11 protein-coding genes are annotated in these 18090 nt (G+C 58.0%); 2 read left to right on the top strand and 9 right to left on the bottom strand.

Going from position 1 to position 18090, the window contains the following annotated elements:
* Nucleotides 1–309 precede the first annotated feature (309 nt).
* Nucleotides 310–1419, top strand: coding sequence for an SDR family oxidoreductase (locus DR88_RS08090; protein ID WP_004149557.1), 1110 nt, complete (start codon nt 310–312; stop codon nt 1417–1419).
* Between the two features lie 63 nt (nt 1420–1482).
* On the opposite strand, the gene eno is transcribed toward DR88_RS08090, so the two are convergent.
* From eno to rlmD, 5 genes are all read right to left on the bottom strand, one after another.
* Nucleotides 1483–2781, bottom strand: a complete 1299-nt coding sequence (gene eno / locus DR88_RS08095) for a phosphopyruvate hydratase (protein WP_002915213.1) — start codon at nt 2779–2781, stop codon at nt 1483–1485.
* An 81-nt stretch (nt 2782–2862) separates the two neighbouring features.
* Nucleotides 2863–4500: a glutamine hydrolyzing CTP synthase gene (pyrG, locus tag DR88_RS08100; protein WP_004142808.1), complete on the bottom strand. Its 1638-nt coding sequence runs from the start codon at nt 4498–4500 to the stop codon at nt 2863–2865.
* A 280-nt stretch (nt 4501–4780) separates the two neighbouring features.
* A complete protein-coding gene (gene mazG, locus DR88_RS08105) occupies nt 4781–5572 on the bottom strand; it encodes a nucleoside triphosphate pyrophosphohydrolase (RefSeq protein ID WP_002915215.1) in 792 nt (263 codons plus the stop codon).
* 111 nt (nt 5573–5683) lie between these two features.
* Nucleotides 5684–7921, bottom strand: a complete 2238-nt coding sequence (relA, locus tag DR88_RS08110; protein WP_002915217.1) for a GTP diphosphokinase — start codon at nt 7919–7921, stop codon at nt 5684–5686.
* 121 nt (nt 7922–8042) lie between these two features.
* Entirely contained in the window at nt 8043–9347 is a 1305-nt protein-coding gene (gene rlmD, locus DR88_RS08115) for a 23S rRNA (uracil(1939)-C(5))-methyltransferase RlmD (RefSeq protein ID WP_004149560.1), read from the bottom strand.
* A gap of 113 nt (nt 9348–9460) precedes the next feature.
* Between rlmD and barA the strand changes: the two genes are divergently transcribed.
* Complete coding sequence (gene barA, locus DR88_RS08120; protein WP_004149561.1) at nt 9461–12211, top strand: two-component sensor histidine kinase BarA; 2751 nt, start codon at nt 9461–9463, stop codon at nt 12209–12211.
* Between the two features lie 157 nt (nt 12212–12368).
* Here barA and DR88_RS08125 read toward each other — a convergent pair whose 3' ends face one another.
* From DR88_RS08125 to DR88_RS08140, 4 genes are all read right to left on the bottom strand, one after another.
* On the bottom strand, nt 12369–13508 hold the full coding sequence (locus DR88_RS08125) for a glycerate kinase (RefSeq protein WP_004149562.1): 1140 nt from the start codon (nt 13506–13508) through the stop codon (nt 12369–12371).
* Between the two features lie 72 nt (nt 13509–13580).
* Entirely contained in the window at nt 13581–14921 is a 1341-nt protein-coding gene (gudD, locus tag DR88_RS08130; RefSeq protein ID WP_004149563.1) for a glucarate dehydratase, read from the bottom strand.
* A 17-nt stretch (nt 14922–14938) separates the two neighbouring features.
* A complete protein-coding gene (locus DR88_RS08135) occupies nt 14939–16279 on the bottom strand; it encodes an enolase C-terminal domain-like protein (protein WP_002915224.1) in 1341 nt (446 codons plus the stop codon).
* Nucleotides 16280–16281: 2 nt separating this feature from the next.
* Complete coding sequence (locus DR88_RS08140) at nt 16282–17634, bottom strand: MFS transporter (RefSeq protein WP_002915225.1); 1353 nt, start codon at nt 17632–17634, stop codon at nt 16282–16284.
* Between the last annotated feature and the right edge of the window lie 456 nt (nt 17635–18090).

Here is an 18090-nt window from a genome sequence, read left to right as displayed (position 1 = left end):
ATAAGAATTAAAATAAATAGCATTCTGACGCGCGGGGGGAAATATGTAACAAAAAATGTTATTCCTGTCATTCAGGATAAAATAAAAGGTCCAAGAACCAAAATAAAAAACCTTAAAATACAGTAATGTACAAACTGATACATGAAAGAGTGAATTATCTGGCCGATCTGCGAGTCCAATTCTATCCCCCGGTAATAATAACCTTAAACTGGTCTTAATAAAGCCCTGATCGGGCCCCTTTTTTATTTAATTGTCGTTTACTTTTGCCCGCCTAGAATCCCGCAGACCAACCATAATGAGATAGCGTTTATGACCACATTATTCATTACCGGCGTTACGGGGTTTCTGGGCGGTGCCGCGTTAGAGAAAATACTCCATCAGGAAACCCGGTTAGATCTGCTGCTGCTGGTACGTGCTGATAGCCCCGAGGCTGGCCTCGAACGGGTCAAAGAGAACATGCGTAAGTTCAACATCGCCGAGGAGAAGCTGGCGATGTTGCGCCAGCAGCATATCCTGCTGGGCGATCTCGCCTCTCCGGAGCATTTTCTTAACGATCCGCGCCTTGAGCAGGTCACCCATGTCCTCAACTGCGCCGCTGTCGCCTCATTTGGCAGCAACCCGCTTATCTGGAAGGTTAACGTTGAGGGCACGCTGCGCCTGGCGCAACGTATGGCGCAGGTGACGGGTCTGCAGCGCTTTCTGCACGTCGGTACGGCGATGTCATGTTCGCCTGAACCGGATTCACTGGTCGCCGAAAGCGCGGAGTTTCGGGAACGCGCTGAGCACCTGGTGGAATATACCCACTCGAAGTCGACCATCGAGCAGCTGATGCAGCAGCAGTGCCCTACGCTACCGCTGGTAATTGCCCGCCCCTCTATCGTGGTGGGTCATACCCATCACGGCTGCCGGCCTTCCAGCAGTATTTTCTGGGTGTTCAGCATGGGGCTGATGCTGCAGAAATTCATGTGCTCCATGGAGGACCGAATTGACGTTATCCCGGTGGACTACTGCGCCGACGCCCTGCTAATGCTGCTTAACCAGCCTCTGGCTCACGGCGAGGTGGTGCATATCTCTGCTGGCGAAGAGAACAGCGTGAAGTTTGCCGAAATCGACCGGGCGATGGCTCAGGCCCTGGAGCAGGCGCCGGTGGGGGATAAGTACGCCCAGGTGAGCTATGAAACGCTGGTCAAAATGAGACGCGAACTGAAAGGGATATTTGGGCCATGCAATGAGCGGCTGATGCTGAAAGCCATGCGCTTATACGGCGCGTTCGCCACACTGAACGTGCGCTTTAGTAACGACAAGCTGCTGAGCATGGGGATGCCAAAACCGCCGCGCTTTACCGATTACATCGACCGCTGCGTGGAAACCACCCGCGGGTTGTCGATCCCTCAGCAAATGGCCGTCGACTTTAAATAATGGCCGCAGGCGTAAAAAAAATGCCAGCCCGAAGGCTGGCATGATTATTTCACAAGGATAGGATTAAGCCTGACCTTTGATCTCTTTACGACCGTTGAACGGCGCTTGCTCACCTAGCGCTTCTTCGATACGAATCAGCTGGTTGTATTTAGCAACGCGGTCAGAACGGCTCATAGAACCGGTTTTGATCTGGCCTGCAGCGGTACCAACAGCCAGGTCGGCAATGGTAGCGTCTTCAGTTTCGCCAGAACGGTGAGAGATAACAGCGGTGTAGCCAGCGTCTTTCGCCATCTTGATAGCAGCCAGAGTTTCGGTCAGAGAACCGATCTGGTTGAACTTGATCAGGATGGAGTTAGCGATGCCTTTTTCGATGCCTTCTTTCAGGATCTTGGTGTTGGTTACGAACAGGTCGTCACCAACCAGCTGGATTTTGTCGCCCAGTACTTTGGTCTGGTAAGCGAAACCTTCCCAGTCAGATTCGTCCAGACCATCTTCGATGGAGACGATCGGGTACTGTTTGGTCAGCTCTTCCAGGAAGTGAGTGAACTCTTCAGAGGTGAACGCTTTGTTGCCTTCGCCAGCCAGAACGTATTTACCGTCTTTGTAGAATTCAGACGCCGCGCAGTCCATCGCCAGGGTGATGTCTTTGCCCAGCTCGTAGCCTGCAGCTTTAACCGCTTCAGCGATAACAGCCAGCGCTTCGGCGTTGGAACCCAGGTTCGGCGCGTAGCCGCCTTCGTCACCAACGGCAGTGTTCATGCCTTTGGACTTCAGCACTTTCGCCAGGTGATGGAACACTTCAGAACCCATGCGTACTGCTTCTTTCAGGGTCGGCGCGCCGACCGGCTGAATCATGAATTCCTGGATGTCGACGTTGTTGTCAGCGTGCTCACCGCCGTTGATGATGTTCATCATCGGAACCGGCATGGAGTATTTGCCCGGAGTGCCGTTCAGTTCAGCGATGTGCGCGTACAGCGGCAGGCCTTTGGACGCAGCAGCTGCTTTGGCGTTCGCCAGAGAAACGGCCAGGATAGCGTTCGCACCGAAGTTAGATTTGTTTTCAGTACCGTCCAGGTCGATCATGATCTTGTCGATGCCAGCCTGATCTTTAGCATCTTTGCCCAGGATTGCCTGAGCGATCGGGCCGTTTACCGCAGCAACAGCTTTGGTTACGCCTTTACCCAGGAAACGGGATTTGTCGCCATCGCGCAGTTCCAGCGCTTCGCGGGAACCAGTAGAAGCACCTGACGGAGCAGCTGCCATACCGACGAAACCACCTTCCAGGTGTACTTCGGCTTCAACAGTCGGGTTACCACGGGAGTCGATGATTTCACGACCGATGACTTTAACGATTTTGGACATTAGGTTTTCCTCAGTACAAGTTAAACTAAAACTCCAGACAAACAATGCACCCGGATGGGTGCATTGCCGTTCAAACTCTTTTTACTTCGCCTGGCGTTTCTGGTACTCGCTCGCGGCTTTCACAAAGCCGGCAAACAGCGGGTGTCCATCACGCGGCGTCGAAGTAAACTCCGGGTGGAACTGGCAGGCCACAAACCACGGATGGTTCGGCACTTCGATGATCTCGACCAACTGATCATCCCCGGAACGGCCCGCAACGCGCAGACCGGCAGCTTCAATCGGTTTCAACAACATGTTGTTGACTTCGTAGCGGTGACGATGACGCTCGGTGATGGTCGGCTCGCCGTAAAGCTGGCGTACCAGAGAATCATCACTCAGCTGGCACTGCTGCGCGCCAAGGCGCATGGTGCCGCCCAGATCGCTCTTCTCAGAGCGGACTTCAACGTTGCCATCTTCGTCACGCCATTCGGTAATCAGGGCCACGACCGGGTATTTACAGTCTGGCACAAATTCCGTCGAGTTGGCGTTTTCCATACCCGCTACGTTACGCGCGAACTCAATCAGCGCAACCTGCATACCCAGGCAGATGCCCAGATAAGGAATATTGTTTTCACGCGCATAGCGCGCGGTGGCGATCTTGCCTTCAACGCCGCGGTAGCCGAAGCCGCCCGGGATCAGGATAGCGTCTAAATCCTTGAGGATTTCGACGCCGCGCGTTTCCACATCCTGCGAATCGATCAGCTTGATGTTGACGGTAACGCGATTTTTCAGACCGCCGTGTTTCAGCGCTTCAATCACCGACTTGTAGGCATCCGGCAGTTCAATGTACTTACCGACCATACCGATGGTGACTTCGCCTGCCGGATTAGCTTCTTCATAGATTACCTGTTCCCATTCGGCCAGGTTTGCTTCCGGACAAGTTAAGCTGAATCGTTTACAAATATAATCGTCCAGCCCCTGAGATTTCAACAGGCCCGGAATTTTATAAATGGAATCGACATCTTTCAGAGAAATCACAGCCTTTTCCGGAACGTTACAGAACAAAGCAATTTTGGCTCGTTCGTTGGCCGGAACCGCGCGATCGGAGCGGCAGATCAGAATATCAGGCTGAATACCGATGGAGAGCAGCTCTTTTACGGAGTGCTGGGTCGGCTTGGTTTTGACTTCGCCCGCGGCGGCCATGTACGGCACCAGAGTCAGGTGCATGAACAGGGTATGCTCGCGGCCGATCTCTACCGCCATCTGACGAATCGCTTCGAGGAACGGCAGGGATTCGATATCGCCTACGGTACCGCCGATTTCCACCAGCACGACGTCATGGCCTTCGCCGCCCGCCAGTACGCGCTCTTTGATAGCGTTGGTGATGTGCGGGATAACCTGAACGGTCGCGCCCAGGTAGTCGCCACGGCGCTCTTTGCGCAGCACGTCGGAGTAGATACGGCCGGTGGTGAAGTTATTGCGGCGCGTCATCTTGGTGCGGATAAAACGCTCATAGTGGCCCAGGTCCAGATCGGTTTCTGCGCCGTCTTCAGTAACGAACACTTCCCCATGCTGGATTGGGCTCATGGTGCCCGGATCGACGTTGATATACGGATCCAGTTTCATGATGGTCACGTTGAGACCACGGGCTTCAAGAATGGCTGCCAGGGAGGCTGCGGCAATGCCTTTACCCAGAGAGGATACGACCCCGCCGGTCACAAAAATATAGTTCGTTGTCATGCTGAACCTGAGAAGTTAGGGTAAAACGATGGAATAACCAGGACGGGAAAGTAGTATACCCGAACATGCGTGACGCCACAAACTTTCATTCTTCCCCTCCCCTTCGTTCTTCAAGTTGCACCTGTGTTGCGACTCGAACAACTCGAAGAGGCAGGCTACATGGTGTTTCAACGACATAACGGAAAGAGAAAATAGACGCTTTTGGCGAAATGTTTTTGACGTAAATCAAGCGCTTGTTATTTATAAAATCACACAAATCGCGCTTGATCACGAAAATCCGTTAGAGATCAGTTTCCTGGCGTTTTACTTCCTGCCACACTTCTTCCATGGTATCGAGGTCGACGCCGGTCATTTCCAGGCCTCGGGCGGCGACAATACGCTCGACCTCGCGGAAACGACGCTCAAATTTGAGGTTTGCTTTCTGCAGCGCCACCTCGGCTTTGACGCCCAAATGACGGGATAAATTCACCGTGGCAAACAGCAGATCGCCCACTTCCTCTTCCAGTTTTGCTTCATCCACCACCGCCTGCTGCGCTTCATGCATCACTTCATCAATTTCTTCATGCACTTTGTCGAGCACCGGGCCCAGCGAGGTCCAGTCGAAACCCACTGCCGAGCAGCGGCGCTGGATTTTATGCGCGCGCATCAGCGCCGGCAGGCTATGGGGAATATCGTCCAGTGCCGAATGCTGGGCTTTTTCCGCCCGCTCCGCGCTTTTGATTTGCTCCCAGCGAGCCAGGACTTCCGTGCTATTGCCCGCCGATGCCTCGCCGAAGATATGCGGGTGGCGACGCTCCAGCTTGTCGCTGATGGCGGCGCAGATATCGTCAAAGTTAAAGCGTCCCTCTTCCTGCGCCATTTGCGCATAGAACACCACCTGGAACAGCAGATCGCCCAGCTCACCGCGCAGATCGTCAAAATCTTCCCGCTGGATAGCATCGAGGACCTCGTAGGTCTCCTCAAGGGTGTAAGGGGCGATAGTGGCAAAGGTCTGCTCTTTATCCCATGGGCAGCCGTTTTCCGGGTCGCGCAGGCGGCGCATGATGCCGAGCAAGCGGTCAATTTGAGTCATGTGACAATCCTGGACATTTAAAAAATAGTCGGCCGGATAAGGCGTTTAGACCTTATCCGACGTTGCGAAATTGCCGGATGGCGGCTTCGCCTTATCCGGCCTACAGACGAATTAACCGCCGTGCAGACGGCGCGCGTCGATCACATCCGGCACCTGGTTGAGCTTACCGAGCACCCGGCCCAGCACCTGCAGGTTGTAAATCTCGATGGTCATATCGATGGTTGCCAGCTGCTGACGGGTATCGCTGCGGCTGGCGACGCCCAGCACGTTCACCTTCTCATTGGCGAGGATGGTTGTGATATCGCGCAGTAAACCGCTGCGATCGTTCGCCTCCACCCTGACCACCAGCGAGTAGCCCGCCGAGTAGCTTTCGCCCCATACCGCATCGACGATGCGCTCCGGGGCATGCGACTGCAGTTCTGCCAGCTGATCGCAGTCCGCGCGATGCACGGAGATCCCGCGCCCCTGGGTGATAAAGCCGACGATCTCGTCGCCCGGGATTGGCTGGCAGCAGCGGGCAATATGGTGCATCAGGTTGCCTACCCCTTCCACCACTACCCGGCCATTGTCCTTGGTGCGATTTTGCGGCGTGTAGGTTTTCTGCTGCAGTTGCTTCAGCGCGGCCGCATCCTGCTCGGCGGCGCTAGGTTTATTGAACTGCGCCTGCAGGAAGTTGACCATCTGGTTGAGACGGATATCGCCACCGCCGATGGCGGCCAGCAGTTCATCGAGCTCGTTGAAGTTATAGCGCGGCAGCAGGTGCTTTTCCGCATCCTTCAGGCTGATGCCCAAATGCTCCAGCTCGTCGTCGAGGATCTGCCGACCGGCGAGAATGTTCTTGTCGCGATCCTGCTTACGGAACCAGGCGTGGATCTTCGAACGTCCGCGGCTGGTGGTCACATAGCCGAGGTTAGGGTTCAGCCAGTCACGGCTCGGGTTCGGCTGCTTCTGGGTTATAATTTCGATCTGATCGCCCATCTGCAGCTGGTAGGTGAATGGCACGATGCGGCCGCCAATTTTGGCGCCGATGCAGCGATGGCCGACATCGCTGTGAATATGATAGGCAAAGTCGAGCGGCGTCGACCCCGCAGGCAGGTCCACCACGTCGCCTTTCGGCGTAAAGACATACACCCGGTCGTCGAAGACCTGGCTGCGCACTTCGTCGAGCATCTCGCCGGAGTCGGCCATCTCTTCCTGCCAGGCAATCAGCTTACGCAGCCAGGCGATGCGGTCTTCATAGCCGCGGCCGCCGCTGGTGCCGGCTCCCGCGCCCTCTTTGTACTTCCAGTGCGCGGCCACGCCCAGCTCGGCGTCTTCATGCATCTGCCGGGTGCGGATCTGAATCTCCACCGTCTTGCCGCTCGGCCCCAGCACCACGGTATGGATAGACTGGTAACCGTTGGGTTTCGGGTTGGCCACGTAGTCGTCGAATTCATCCGGCAGATGGCGGTAGTGAGTATGGACGATCCCCAGCGCGGCATAGCAATCCTGCAAACGCTCAGCCACAATACGCACCGCGCGAACGTCAAACAGCTCGTCGAAAGCGAGGTGTTTTTTCTGCATTTTGCGCCAGATACTGTAGATATGCTTCGGCCGGCCATAGACCTCGGCCTTGACGCCTTCGGCTTTCATCTCTGAGCGCAGGTGGCCGACAAACTCTTCGATGTAATGCTCGCGGTCGATACGGCGCTCGTGGAGCAGTTTGGCAATGCGCTTGTATTCCGCCGGGTGCAGATAGCGGAAGCAGTAATCTTCCAGCTCCCACTTCAGCTGGCCGATGCCTAAGCGGTTCGCCAGGGGAGCATAGATATTGGTGCACTCTTTCGCCGCAAGAACGCGCTCATCTTCCGGCGCGTCCTTGACCTCGCGCAGATGCGCGATACGCTCAGCAAGTTTGATGACCACGCAGCGGAAATCGTCAACCATCGCCAGCAGCATACGGCGAATGTTATCCACCTGCTCGGAAGAGACCGAGTCGGTATGGGTAGCCTTCAGCTGGCGGATAGCGGCCATGTCCCGCACCCCGTGAATCAGGGTCACGACCGATTTACCTACGCTCTCCTGCATCACCTCTTCGCTGACAACTTCTCCGTCGGCCAGCGGGAACAGCAGCGCCGCGCGCAGCGTATCGATGTCCATACTTAGGGTAGAGAGGATCTCCACCATTTCGACGCCCCGCCACAGCAGCAGGTCCGCCTGCGGGTGTCCTTGCGTTTTTTCGCGACAATAATCCCAGGTTTCGGCTAAGCGCTCACACGACTGCTGGCTGGAAATTCCCAGACTCGCGATCCATTTCTTCGGGTCAAATTCACCAGCTTTATTAAGATGTGCACTTCTTACCGCAACCATTGTCCTCTCCTTAAGGGACCGGCCTGCCGAAGTCGGCAAGCCTCAACTTTCTACATGTCATCCTGCAGGTCGCGTCAGCATTCATGGCCAGGGTGGCTCTTCTGCGACGTTGTGAATGACCTTATGTAAGCCTGCGCTCAAACAACACCATTGATTCCAGATGGCCGGTATGCGGGAACATATCCAGCATCGCCAGGCGTTGAATCTGATATCCAGCCTGCAACAGGGTTTCGCTGTCTCGCGCCAGCGTCGCCGGGTTGCAGGAAACATACACCACCCGCCGCGGTGCCAGTTTTATTATATGCGGCATCACGCCCGGCGCGCCGGCGCGGGCCGGGTCCAGCAGCACTTTATCAAAGCCGTGCTTCGCCCAGGCCTGACGGGTGACGTCTTCTTCCAGATTTTCATGGAAGAAAGTGACATTTGATAAACCATTGCGGGCGGCGTTTTCCCGCCCCTTCTCCACCAGCGCCGGCACCCCTTCCACGCCCACCACATGGGCGGCGCGTGTCGCCAGCGGCAGGGTAAAGTTGCCCATCCCGCAGAACAGATCCAGCACCCGGTCCTCTGGCCGCAGATCCAGCCACTCCAGTGCGGTACGCACCATCTGCTGATTTACGCCGTCGTTGACCTGGATAAAATCCCGCGGGCTGAACACTAAGCGTAGTCCGTCTGAGGTATACCATGGCGCTTCGCCATGAATATGCTCCAGTATCTCGCTTTGTGGCGAGAGGTACAGGGAAAGACCGTGAGTTTGCGAAAAGTGTTCCAGTTTTTCCCTGTCTGTCGCCGGCAGGGTTGCGGTATGGCGCAGCACCATCAGCGGGCCATTGTCCGCCTGCACCAGCTCGACGTGGCCGAGATGGCGTAATGCGCTCAGCGCGCTTAAGCACTCGCGCACGACGGGCAGCAATGCCTCAAGTTGGGGCACCAAAACAGGGCACTGCACCACATCGACGATCGCTTTGGCGTTGGCCTGGCGAAAACCCATCTGCAATTGTTGGGTCTTCGGCTGATAATTCAAGCTCAAGCGTGCGCGACGGCGGTAGCCCCACGGCGCGCCGGCGATGACGTCATCTACCTCGCGCTTCATCAGTCGCCCCAGCGCGGCGCGTTTACTTTGCTGCTGAAGCGGAACGCTGGCATGTTGTTGTTGGCATCCGCCGCAGACGCCAAAATGGGGGCAGCGCGGCGCCTGGCGCTGCGGGCTGTCGGTCAGTCGGCGTTTCACCTCGGCGCGGGCGTACTGTTTTTTATCTTCCACCAGCACCACCTCGGCCTGCTCGTGGGGCAGCACGCCGCTCACGAACAGCGCCTTCCCCTGGTGGCGGGCAACACCCTGACCAAAGGGATCGAGGTCGTTGACTGTAACGGTTATGATCTGGCGCGTCGTCACACGCCGTTTTGCAGAGTAGAATTGCGCCATCGTAGAGAGTTGTCTCAATCAAATAAAACGAGCTCGTTCAGAGCGGCAGCGCCGCGAGGCGCAGCGACGCTGCACAGAACGATGATGTCTATATTCTCCCATAATGGAACCGCATGACCAACTACAGCCTGCGTGCTCGCATGATGATTCTGATTCTGGCGCCAACCGTCCTGATAGGACTGTTGCTCAGTATTTTCTTTGTCGCTCATCGTTATAACGACCTGCAACGCCAGCTGGAGGACGCTGGCGCCAGTATTATCGAACCGCTGGCGGTCTCCAGCGAATATGGCATGAACTTGCAAAACCGCGAATCCATCGGCCAGCTGATCAGCGTTCTGCATCGTCGCCACTCGGAGATCGTGCGGGCCATCTCGGTGTACGATTCGCATAACCGCTTATTTGTCACCTCCAATTACCAGCTCAATCCCAGCGAACTGCAGATCCCGAAAGGCGAGGCATTCCCCCGTCACCTCAGCGTCATCCGCGATGGCGACATGATGATCCTGCGCACGCCTATTGTCTCGGAAAGCTATTCTCCGGATGAATCACCCGAATCTGACGCTAAAATGCCGGGCAATATGCTGGGCTACGTCGCCCTGGAGCTGGATCTAAAATCGGTTCGCCTCCAGCAGTACAAAGAGATTTTTATCTCCAGCGTAATGATGCTGTTCTGTATCGGCATCGCGTTAATCTTCGGCTGGAGGCTGATGCGCGACGTCACCGGGCCAATCCGCAATATGGTTAACACTGTCGACCGCATCCGCCGCGGACAGCTGGACAGCCGGGTCGAAGGCTTTATGCTCGGCGAACTGGATATGCTGAAAAACGGCATTAACTCGATGGCCATGTCGCTGGCGGCATACCACGAAGAGATGCAACACAACGTCGACCAGGCGACCTCCGATCTACGGGAAACGCTTGAGCAGATGGAGATCCAGAACGTCGAGCTGGACCTGGCGAAAAAGCGCGCCCAGGAGGCGGTGCGCATTAAGTCTGAGTTCCTGGCCAATATGTCTCACGAGCTGCGCACCCCGCTCAATGGGGTGATCGGCTTTACCCGCCTGACGCTGAAAACCGATCTCAACGCTACGCAGCGCGACCACCTGACCACCATCGAACGTTCGGCCAACAATCTGCTGGCGATCATCAATGACGTGCTCGACTTTTCCAAGCTGGAAGCCGGGAAGCTGATCCTGGAGAGTATTCCGTTCCTGCTGCGCACTTCGCTTGATGAAGTGGTCACCCTGCTGGCGCATTCCGCGCACGATAAAGGGCTGGAGCTGACGCTGAATATTAAGAACAATGTACCGGACAACGTTATCGGCGACCCGCTGCGTCTGCAGCAGATTGTGACCAACCTCGTGGGCAACGCCATCAAATTTACCGAGCACGGCAATATCGACGTACTGGTGGAGCAGCGGGCCATCAGTAATTCCCGGGTACAGATCGAAATTCAGATCCACGATACCGGCATCGGCATCCCCGAGCGCGACCAGTCCCGGCTATTCCAGGCCTTCCGTCAGGCCGATGCCAGTATTTCACGCCGCCACGGCGGCACCGGGCTCGGGCTGGTGATCACTCAGCGTCTGGTCAAAGAGATGGGCGGGGATATTTCGTTCCACAGCCAGCCGAACCGCGGCTCCACCTTCTGGTTCCATATCAGCCTCGATCTCAACCCGAACGCCATTCCGGATACGCTGAACACCGACGGGCTTGTCGGCAAACGTCTGGCCTATGTGGAAGCCAACGCGACGGCGGCGCAGTGTACCCTGGAGATGCTAGCCGCTACGCCGCTGGAGGTTATCTACAGCCCTACCTTCTCCTCGCTGGCGGAAGCGCAGTATGACATTCTGCTGGTCGGTATCCCGGTTTCAATGCGCGATTTGTCGCCGCATCGGGAAAAATTAGCCAAAGCCTGCGCGATGTCCGATAACGTACTGCTGGCCCTGCCGTGCCATGCCCAGGTCAGCGCCGAAGCCCTGAAGCGCGACGGCGTTGCCGCCTGCCTGTTAAAGCCGCTCACCACCACCCGTCTGCTACCGGCGCTGGTGGCTACCAGCCACGCGCTTGCCTCCGCGCCGCTGATGCAGATCGACAGTCATAAGTTGCCAATGACGGTAATGGCCGTCGACGACAACCCGGCTAACCTGAAGCTGATTGGCGCCCTGCTGGATGATCTTGTGCAGCAGGTGATCCTCTGCGACAGCGGCCAGCAGGCGGTGGACAAGGCCAAGCAGCTGCAGATGGATCTGATCCTGATGGATATTCAGATGCCGGATATGGACGGCATCCGCGCCTGTGAGCTTATCCATCACCTGTCCCATCATCAGCAAACCCCGGTTATTGCGGTCACCGCGCACGCCCTGGAGGGCCTGCGTGAGAAATTACTGAGCGCCGGCATGAACGACTATCTGGCGAAGCCAATCGAAGAAGAGAAACTGCACGCACTGCTGCTGCGCTATCAGCCCGGCCTGCACAGCGTCGTTCCGGCGTCGCTACCGCCCGCAGAGCCGATCGTCGATCATAATCAAACGCTCGACTGGCAGCTGGCGCTGCGCCAGGCGGCCATGAAGCCGGACCTGGCGCGGGAGATGCTGCAAATGCTGATCGCCTTTATGCCGGAGGTGCGTAACAAAGTTGAGGAGCAGCTGGTGGGCGAGCAGCCGGAAGGGCTGGTGGATCTGATCCATAAACTGCACGGCAGCTGCAGCTATAGCGGCGTGCCGCGGCTGAAAAAGCTGTGCCATACCCTGGAAAGTCAGCTGCGGGCAGGCACCGCCGCCGAGGATCTGGAGCCGGAGCTGCTTGAGCTGTTAGATGAGATGGATAATGTGGCCCGCGAAGCGTGCCGGATGGGGGTGTAAACCCCGGATAGCGGCGCTACGCGCCTCATCCGGCCTACGCCCTACAGTCCGGTATTCGGTTGGTAGCCCCGGTAAGCGTAAGCGCCACCGGGGATGGTTCCCGGATCGCGGTGCTACGCACCTTATCCGGACTACAAATACCACTGCGCCAGCCGGGTTACCGCCTGTCGCCCATCTGCAAAACCGCGGCTACGTTACGCGCCGTCATTCGCAGGTTGGCGGCGGCATTGGCCAACGCTTCATCAAGGGTACAGATGGTATACAACACGCTGAATACCGCATCCAGCCCGTGCTGATGCACGACGCCAACATCGGCGGTAAGACTGCCGGCAATCCCGATCACCGGGACGTTAAAACGCTTCGCCACCCTCGCCACCCCCACCGGCACTTTGCCGTGGATCGTCTGGCTATCGATACGCCCTTCGCCGGTGATCACTAAATCGGCATCCGCCACCCGCTCAGCCAGCTGTAGCGCATCGGTGACAATCTCAATGCCCGGACGCAACTGAGCACCACAGAACGCATACAGCGCCGCACCCATGCCGCCCGCCGCGCCGCCGCCCTCAAGGCTCAGCACGTCGATATCTAAATCGCGGGCGATAATCCGGGCATAGTGCCGCAGGCCGGTGTCGAGCCGGTCGATCATCTGCGCTGTCGCCCCTTTTTGCGGGCCGAACACCGCGCTGGCGCCCTGCGGGCCGGTCAACGGGTTGGTGACGTCGCAGGCAACGTCAATCCGGCAATCTGCCAGCCGCGAATCGAGTTCGCTGAGATCGATGAGCGCCAGCGTCTCCAGCGCGCCGCCCCCGGAGGCGATTTGCTGGCCCTCGGCGGTCAGCAGTTTCGCCCCCAGCGCCTGCGCCATCCCGGCGCCGCCGTCATTGGTCGCACTGCCGCCAATACCAATAATGATCTGTCTTACCCCGGCGTCCAGCGCATGGCGGATAAGCTCCCCGGTACCCCAGGAAGTGGTCAGCAGCGGGTTACGCTGCGCCGGCGGGACGCTCTCCAGGCCGCTGGCCGCCGCCATTTCGATAAAGGCGCACTGGCGATCGCCGGACAGCCCGTAAAATGCCTCAACCGGCTCGCCCAGCGGCCCGGTGACCGTCAGCGGAACCAGAAGCCCGCCGGTCGCCGCCACCATGGCTTCCACCGTCCCTTCCCCACCATCGGCAACCGGCAGCTTGACGTACTCGGCGTCAGGATAAATCTCGCGAAAGCCTTGCTCTATCGCACTGGCCACTTCCAGCGCGCTCAGGCTCTCCTTCCAGGAATCCGGTGCGATCACTATTTTCATCTGCTGTCCTTACTCTGAGCCAACCCCTGGCGCTGTCGCGCAATGCCGGCCCCCGCAGAGGCCGGCGGACTTTTAGCGCACCATGCATGGACGCTTGTTGTCAAAGGTCCAGCCCGGGATCAGATACTGCATCGCCATCGCATCATCGCGGGCGCCAAGACCATGTTTCTTATATAGCTCATTTGCCTGCATCACGCGGTCCATATCCAGCTCAACCCCCAGGCCCGGGGTACTCGGTACCTGCACCATGCCGCCTTTGATTTCAAAAGGTTGTTTGGTCAGACGCTGGTTGCCCTCCTGCCAGATCCAGTGGGTATCGATAGCGGTGATCTTGCCCGGCGCCGCTGCCGCGACGTGGGTGAACATCGCCAGCGACACGTCGAAGTGATTATTAGAGTGCGAACCCCAGGTCAGACCGAACTCATGGCACATCTGCGCTACGCGCACCGACCCCTGCATGGTCCAGAAGTGCGGGTCCGCCAGCGGGATATCCACCGATTGTAGCGACAGCGTATGGCCCATCTGCCGCCAGTCGGTGGCGATCATATTGGTGGCGGTCGGCAGGCCCGTCGCGCGGCGGAACTCGGCCATCACTTCGCGGCCGGAGAAGCCCTGTTCGGCGCCGCACGGATCTTCCGCATAGGCCAGCACGCCCTTCAGCTGTTTACCAATCTGAATGGCCTCCTCAAGCAGCCAGGCGCCATTCGGGTCGAGAGTGACGCGAGCATTCGGGAAGCGCTTCGCCAGGGCGCTGATCGCTTCGGCTTCTTCAAAACCGGCCAGCACGCCGCCCTTCAGCTTAAAGTCGTTGAAACCATATTTTTCATACGCCGCTTCCGCCAGGCGGACCACCGCATCCGGCGTCATCGCCTCTTCATGGCGCAGGCGATACCACTCGCACTGCTCATCCGGCTGGCTCTGATAGGCCAGCGGCGTCGCATGGCGATTACCGATAAAGAACAGATAGCCCAGCATTTCGACTTCGCTGCGCTGCTGGCCATCGCCTAGCAGCGAGGCGACGTTGACCCCAAGGTGCTGGCCCAGCAGATCCAGCAGTGCCGCTTCGATGCCGGTCACCACGTGAATGGTGGTGCGCAGGTCAAAGGTCTGCAGGCCGCGGCCCCCGGCGTCGCGGTCGGCAAACTGATTGCGCACCGCGCCCAGCACGTTTTTATACTCGCCCAGCGTTTTGCCCACCACCAGCGGAATGGCATCCTCCAGGGTCTGGCGAATTTTTTCACCGCCCGGGATTTCACCGACGCCAGTATGGCCGGCGTTATCTTTGATAATTACGATATTGCGGGTGAAGTACGGGGCGTGCGCGCCGCTCAGGTTCATCAGCATGCTGTCATGGCCGGCAACCGGGATCACCTGCATGGTGGTGACAGCGGGCGTTGAAGAGAAAGTCGTCATAGCATCATCCTTTTTAATTAGTGGCGGCCGAAAACGGGACGTTTGCGGTCGAATGTCCAGCCGGGGATCAGGTACTGCATCGGGCCTGCGTCGTTGCGCGCGCCGCCCGGCAGCGCTTTATAGGCCTCATGGGCTCTGCGCACCTGCTCCCAGTCAAGTTCCACGCCGAGTCCCGGCGCGTCTGGCACGGCAATGCTGCCGTTAATAATCTGCAGCGGATTTTTGGTCAGGCGCGCGTCGCCCTCCTGCCAGATCCAGTGGGTATCGATGGCGGTGGGGTTGCCCGGCGCGGCGGCGCCGACGTGGGTAAACATCGCCAGGGAAATATCAAAGTGGTTGTTGGAATGGCAACCCCAGGTGAGCCCCCAGTCGTCGCACAGCTGTGCCACCCGCACCGCGCCGGAGAGCGTCCAGAAGTGCGGGTCCGCCAGCGGGATATCGACGGCGTTGAGCATCACCGCATGGCCCATTTCGCGCCAGTTAGTGGCTATCATATTGGTGGCGACCGGCAGCCCGGTGGCGCGGCGGAACTCGGCCATCACCTCCCGGCCGGAGAAACCCTGCTCGGCGCCGCACGGATCTTCGGCGTAGGTCAGAACATCCTGCAGCCCTTTACATAGCGCGATGGCCTCATCCAGCAGCCAGGCGCCGTTAGGGTCGACGGTGATGCGCGCATCCGGGAAACGCTTTTTCAGCGCCCGCGCGGTGTCAATCTCCTGCTCGCCGGGCAGCACGCCGCCTTTGAGCTTAAAGTCTTTGAAACCGTAGCGATCCTGGGCGGCTTCCGCCAGACGCACTATCGCCTCGCTGCTCAAAGCCTGCTGGTGGCGCAGGCGGTACCATTCGTGATCGCCCGGCGTATGGTCCAGATAGCCAAGGTCGGTTTTCTGCCGATCGCCGATATAGAACAGGTAGCCCAGCACGGTGACGGCATCACGCTGCTTACCCGGGCCCAGCAGCTCGCAGACCGGCACATTAAGCACCTGGCCGAGCAGGTCGAGCAGCGCCGCTTCCAGCGCCGCCACCGCGTTAACCTTCAGTTCGAAGGTCCACGCCCCTTTGCCGAAGGTGTCGAAATCCGCCGCCTGATTGCCTTTGTGCACCTGCTGCACCACGCGATTGAGTCGGGCGACCTCCTGGCCCACCACCTGCGGGATCGCCGCCAGCAGCGTCTGGTAGATGACCTCTCCGCCGGGCGCTTCGCCGACGCCGGTATGGCCGGCGTTATCGGTTAACACCACGATATTGCGGGTAAACCAGGCGTTATGCGCTCCGCCGATGTTCAGCAGCATGCTGTCGTGCCCGGCCACCGGAATGACCTTCATCTCTGTGATAATCGGGCTGGATTGAGTAGTCATGATTAACGTCCCGCTACAGGTTTCAATTCGATACGTTTGATATCGCCCACCAGCACCAGATAGCTCAGTACCGCCACCAGGGCATGGATACCGACGTAGATCAGCGCGCCGTTGAACGAGCCGGTGGTGCCGACGATATAGCCGATGGCGATCGGGGTGACGATGCCGGAAATATTGCCGAACATATTGAACAGACCGCCGGAGAGACCGCTAATCTCTTTCGGCGCGGTATCCGCCATCACCGCCCAGCCGAGGGCGCCGATCCCTTTGCCGAAGAAGGCCATTGCCATAAAGCCGATCACCATCCACTCCACGTTGACATAGTTACACATCAGCATGGTCATGGAGAGCAGCATCCCCAGCACAATCGGCGTTTTGCGCGCAATGTTCAGCGAGCCGGTGCGGCGCATTAACCAGTCGGAGATCACCCCGCCCAGCACCCCGCCGACAAAGCCGCACACCGCCGGAATGGAGGCGACAAAGCCGGCTTTGAGGATCGACATGCCGCGCGCCTGCACCAGATAAACCGGGAACCAGGTGATAAAGAAGTAGGTTAAGGCGTTGATGCAGTACTGACCGATATAGATGCCGATCATCATCCGCGAGCCGATCAGTTGCTTGATCTGTCCCATTTTGACGCTAAACGGCACTTTCTGCGCGCTGCTCTTCTGATCCATGTTGATCAGCGCCCCGCCTTCGGCGATATAGTCCAGCTCTTTCTGGTTCACGCCCGGGTGGTTGTTCGGATCGTGGATCACTTTCAGCCACACAAAGCTGATCACAATCCCCAGGCCGCCCATAAAGAAGAACACATGCGACCAACCCACCTCATGCGTCAGCCAGCCCATGATCGGCGCGAAAATAACGGTGGCAAAGTACTGGGCGGAGTTAAAAATCGATACCGCTGTCCCCCTCTCCTGCGCCGGGAACCAGGCGGCGACGATCCGGCTGTTGCCGGGGAATGACGGCGACTCGGCAAGGCCGACGAGGAAGCGCAGGGTAAACAGCGCAACGATAATGCCAAAGCCGCTGAAGATATCGACGAAGCCCTGCAGCAGGGTAAACATCGACCAGATGAAGATCGACCAGAAATAGACGCGCTTCGAGCCGAAGCGGTCGAGCAGCCAGCCGCCCGGGATCTGGCCGATGACATAAGCCCATGAGAAGGCGGAGAACACATACCCCATCCCCACCGGATCAAGGCCGATATCCCTGGCCATTTCCGAACCGGCGATCGACAGCGTCGCCCGGTCGCCATAGTTAAAAGAGGTGACGATAAACAGCATCACCACTATCCAGTAGCGGGCGTTGGTGCGCTTTTCAGCCGCCGTCGCCGCCTGACTTAATGAACTCATTGTTGTACTCCTGAATCATAGCGTTTAGCTACGTTCATTCTGAACAGCACAACCTGTAGGGTAATCAGAATGACGTGGTCGTGTTTTGATAGTTGTCGTTATATCTGGCACTGCATTTATCACTGGCTGGAGCAGTATATGAAGAGGCACACCGCGGCTCACCGTGCATCCACACAGCTTTTACGCCGCTATTGCAGGTGGTTTGTGGCGAATGCCTGAAAGAATGGGGGGAAGTTCACGGAAATGAAAAGCCAGCGCCGCTGGCGCCGCATAGCGCAGCAAAAAGGGCCGGAGTGTGAAATACCTCACTTGACCCGGTGAAACTGGCTGGCTTAAGCCATGATATTGCTAAGGATATTGTGGCGTTTGCCTAAAGGCGCGGCGCCTGGAAAGCGCTACTATTTTGACGTCCGCGTATCTGGCCGCGACGTATTGAAAGAGCGCCCTCTGCGTAGG

It is taken from the genome of Klebsiella pneumoniae (assembly GCF_000742135.1).
Classification (GTDB): domain Bacteria; phylum Pseudomonadota; class Gammaproteobacteria; order Enterobacterales; family Enterobacteriaceae; genus Klebsiella; species Klebsiella pneumoniae.
This window is presented reverse-complemented; position numbering and strand designations above follow the sequence as displayed.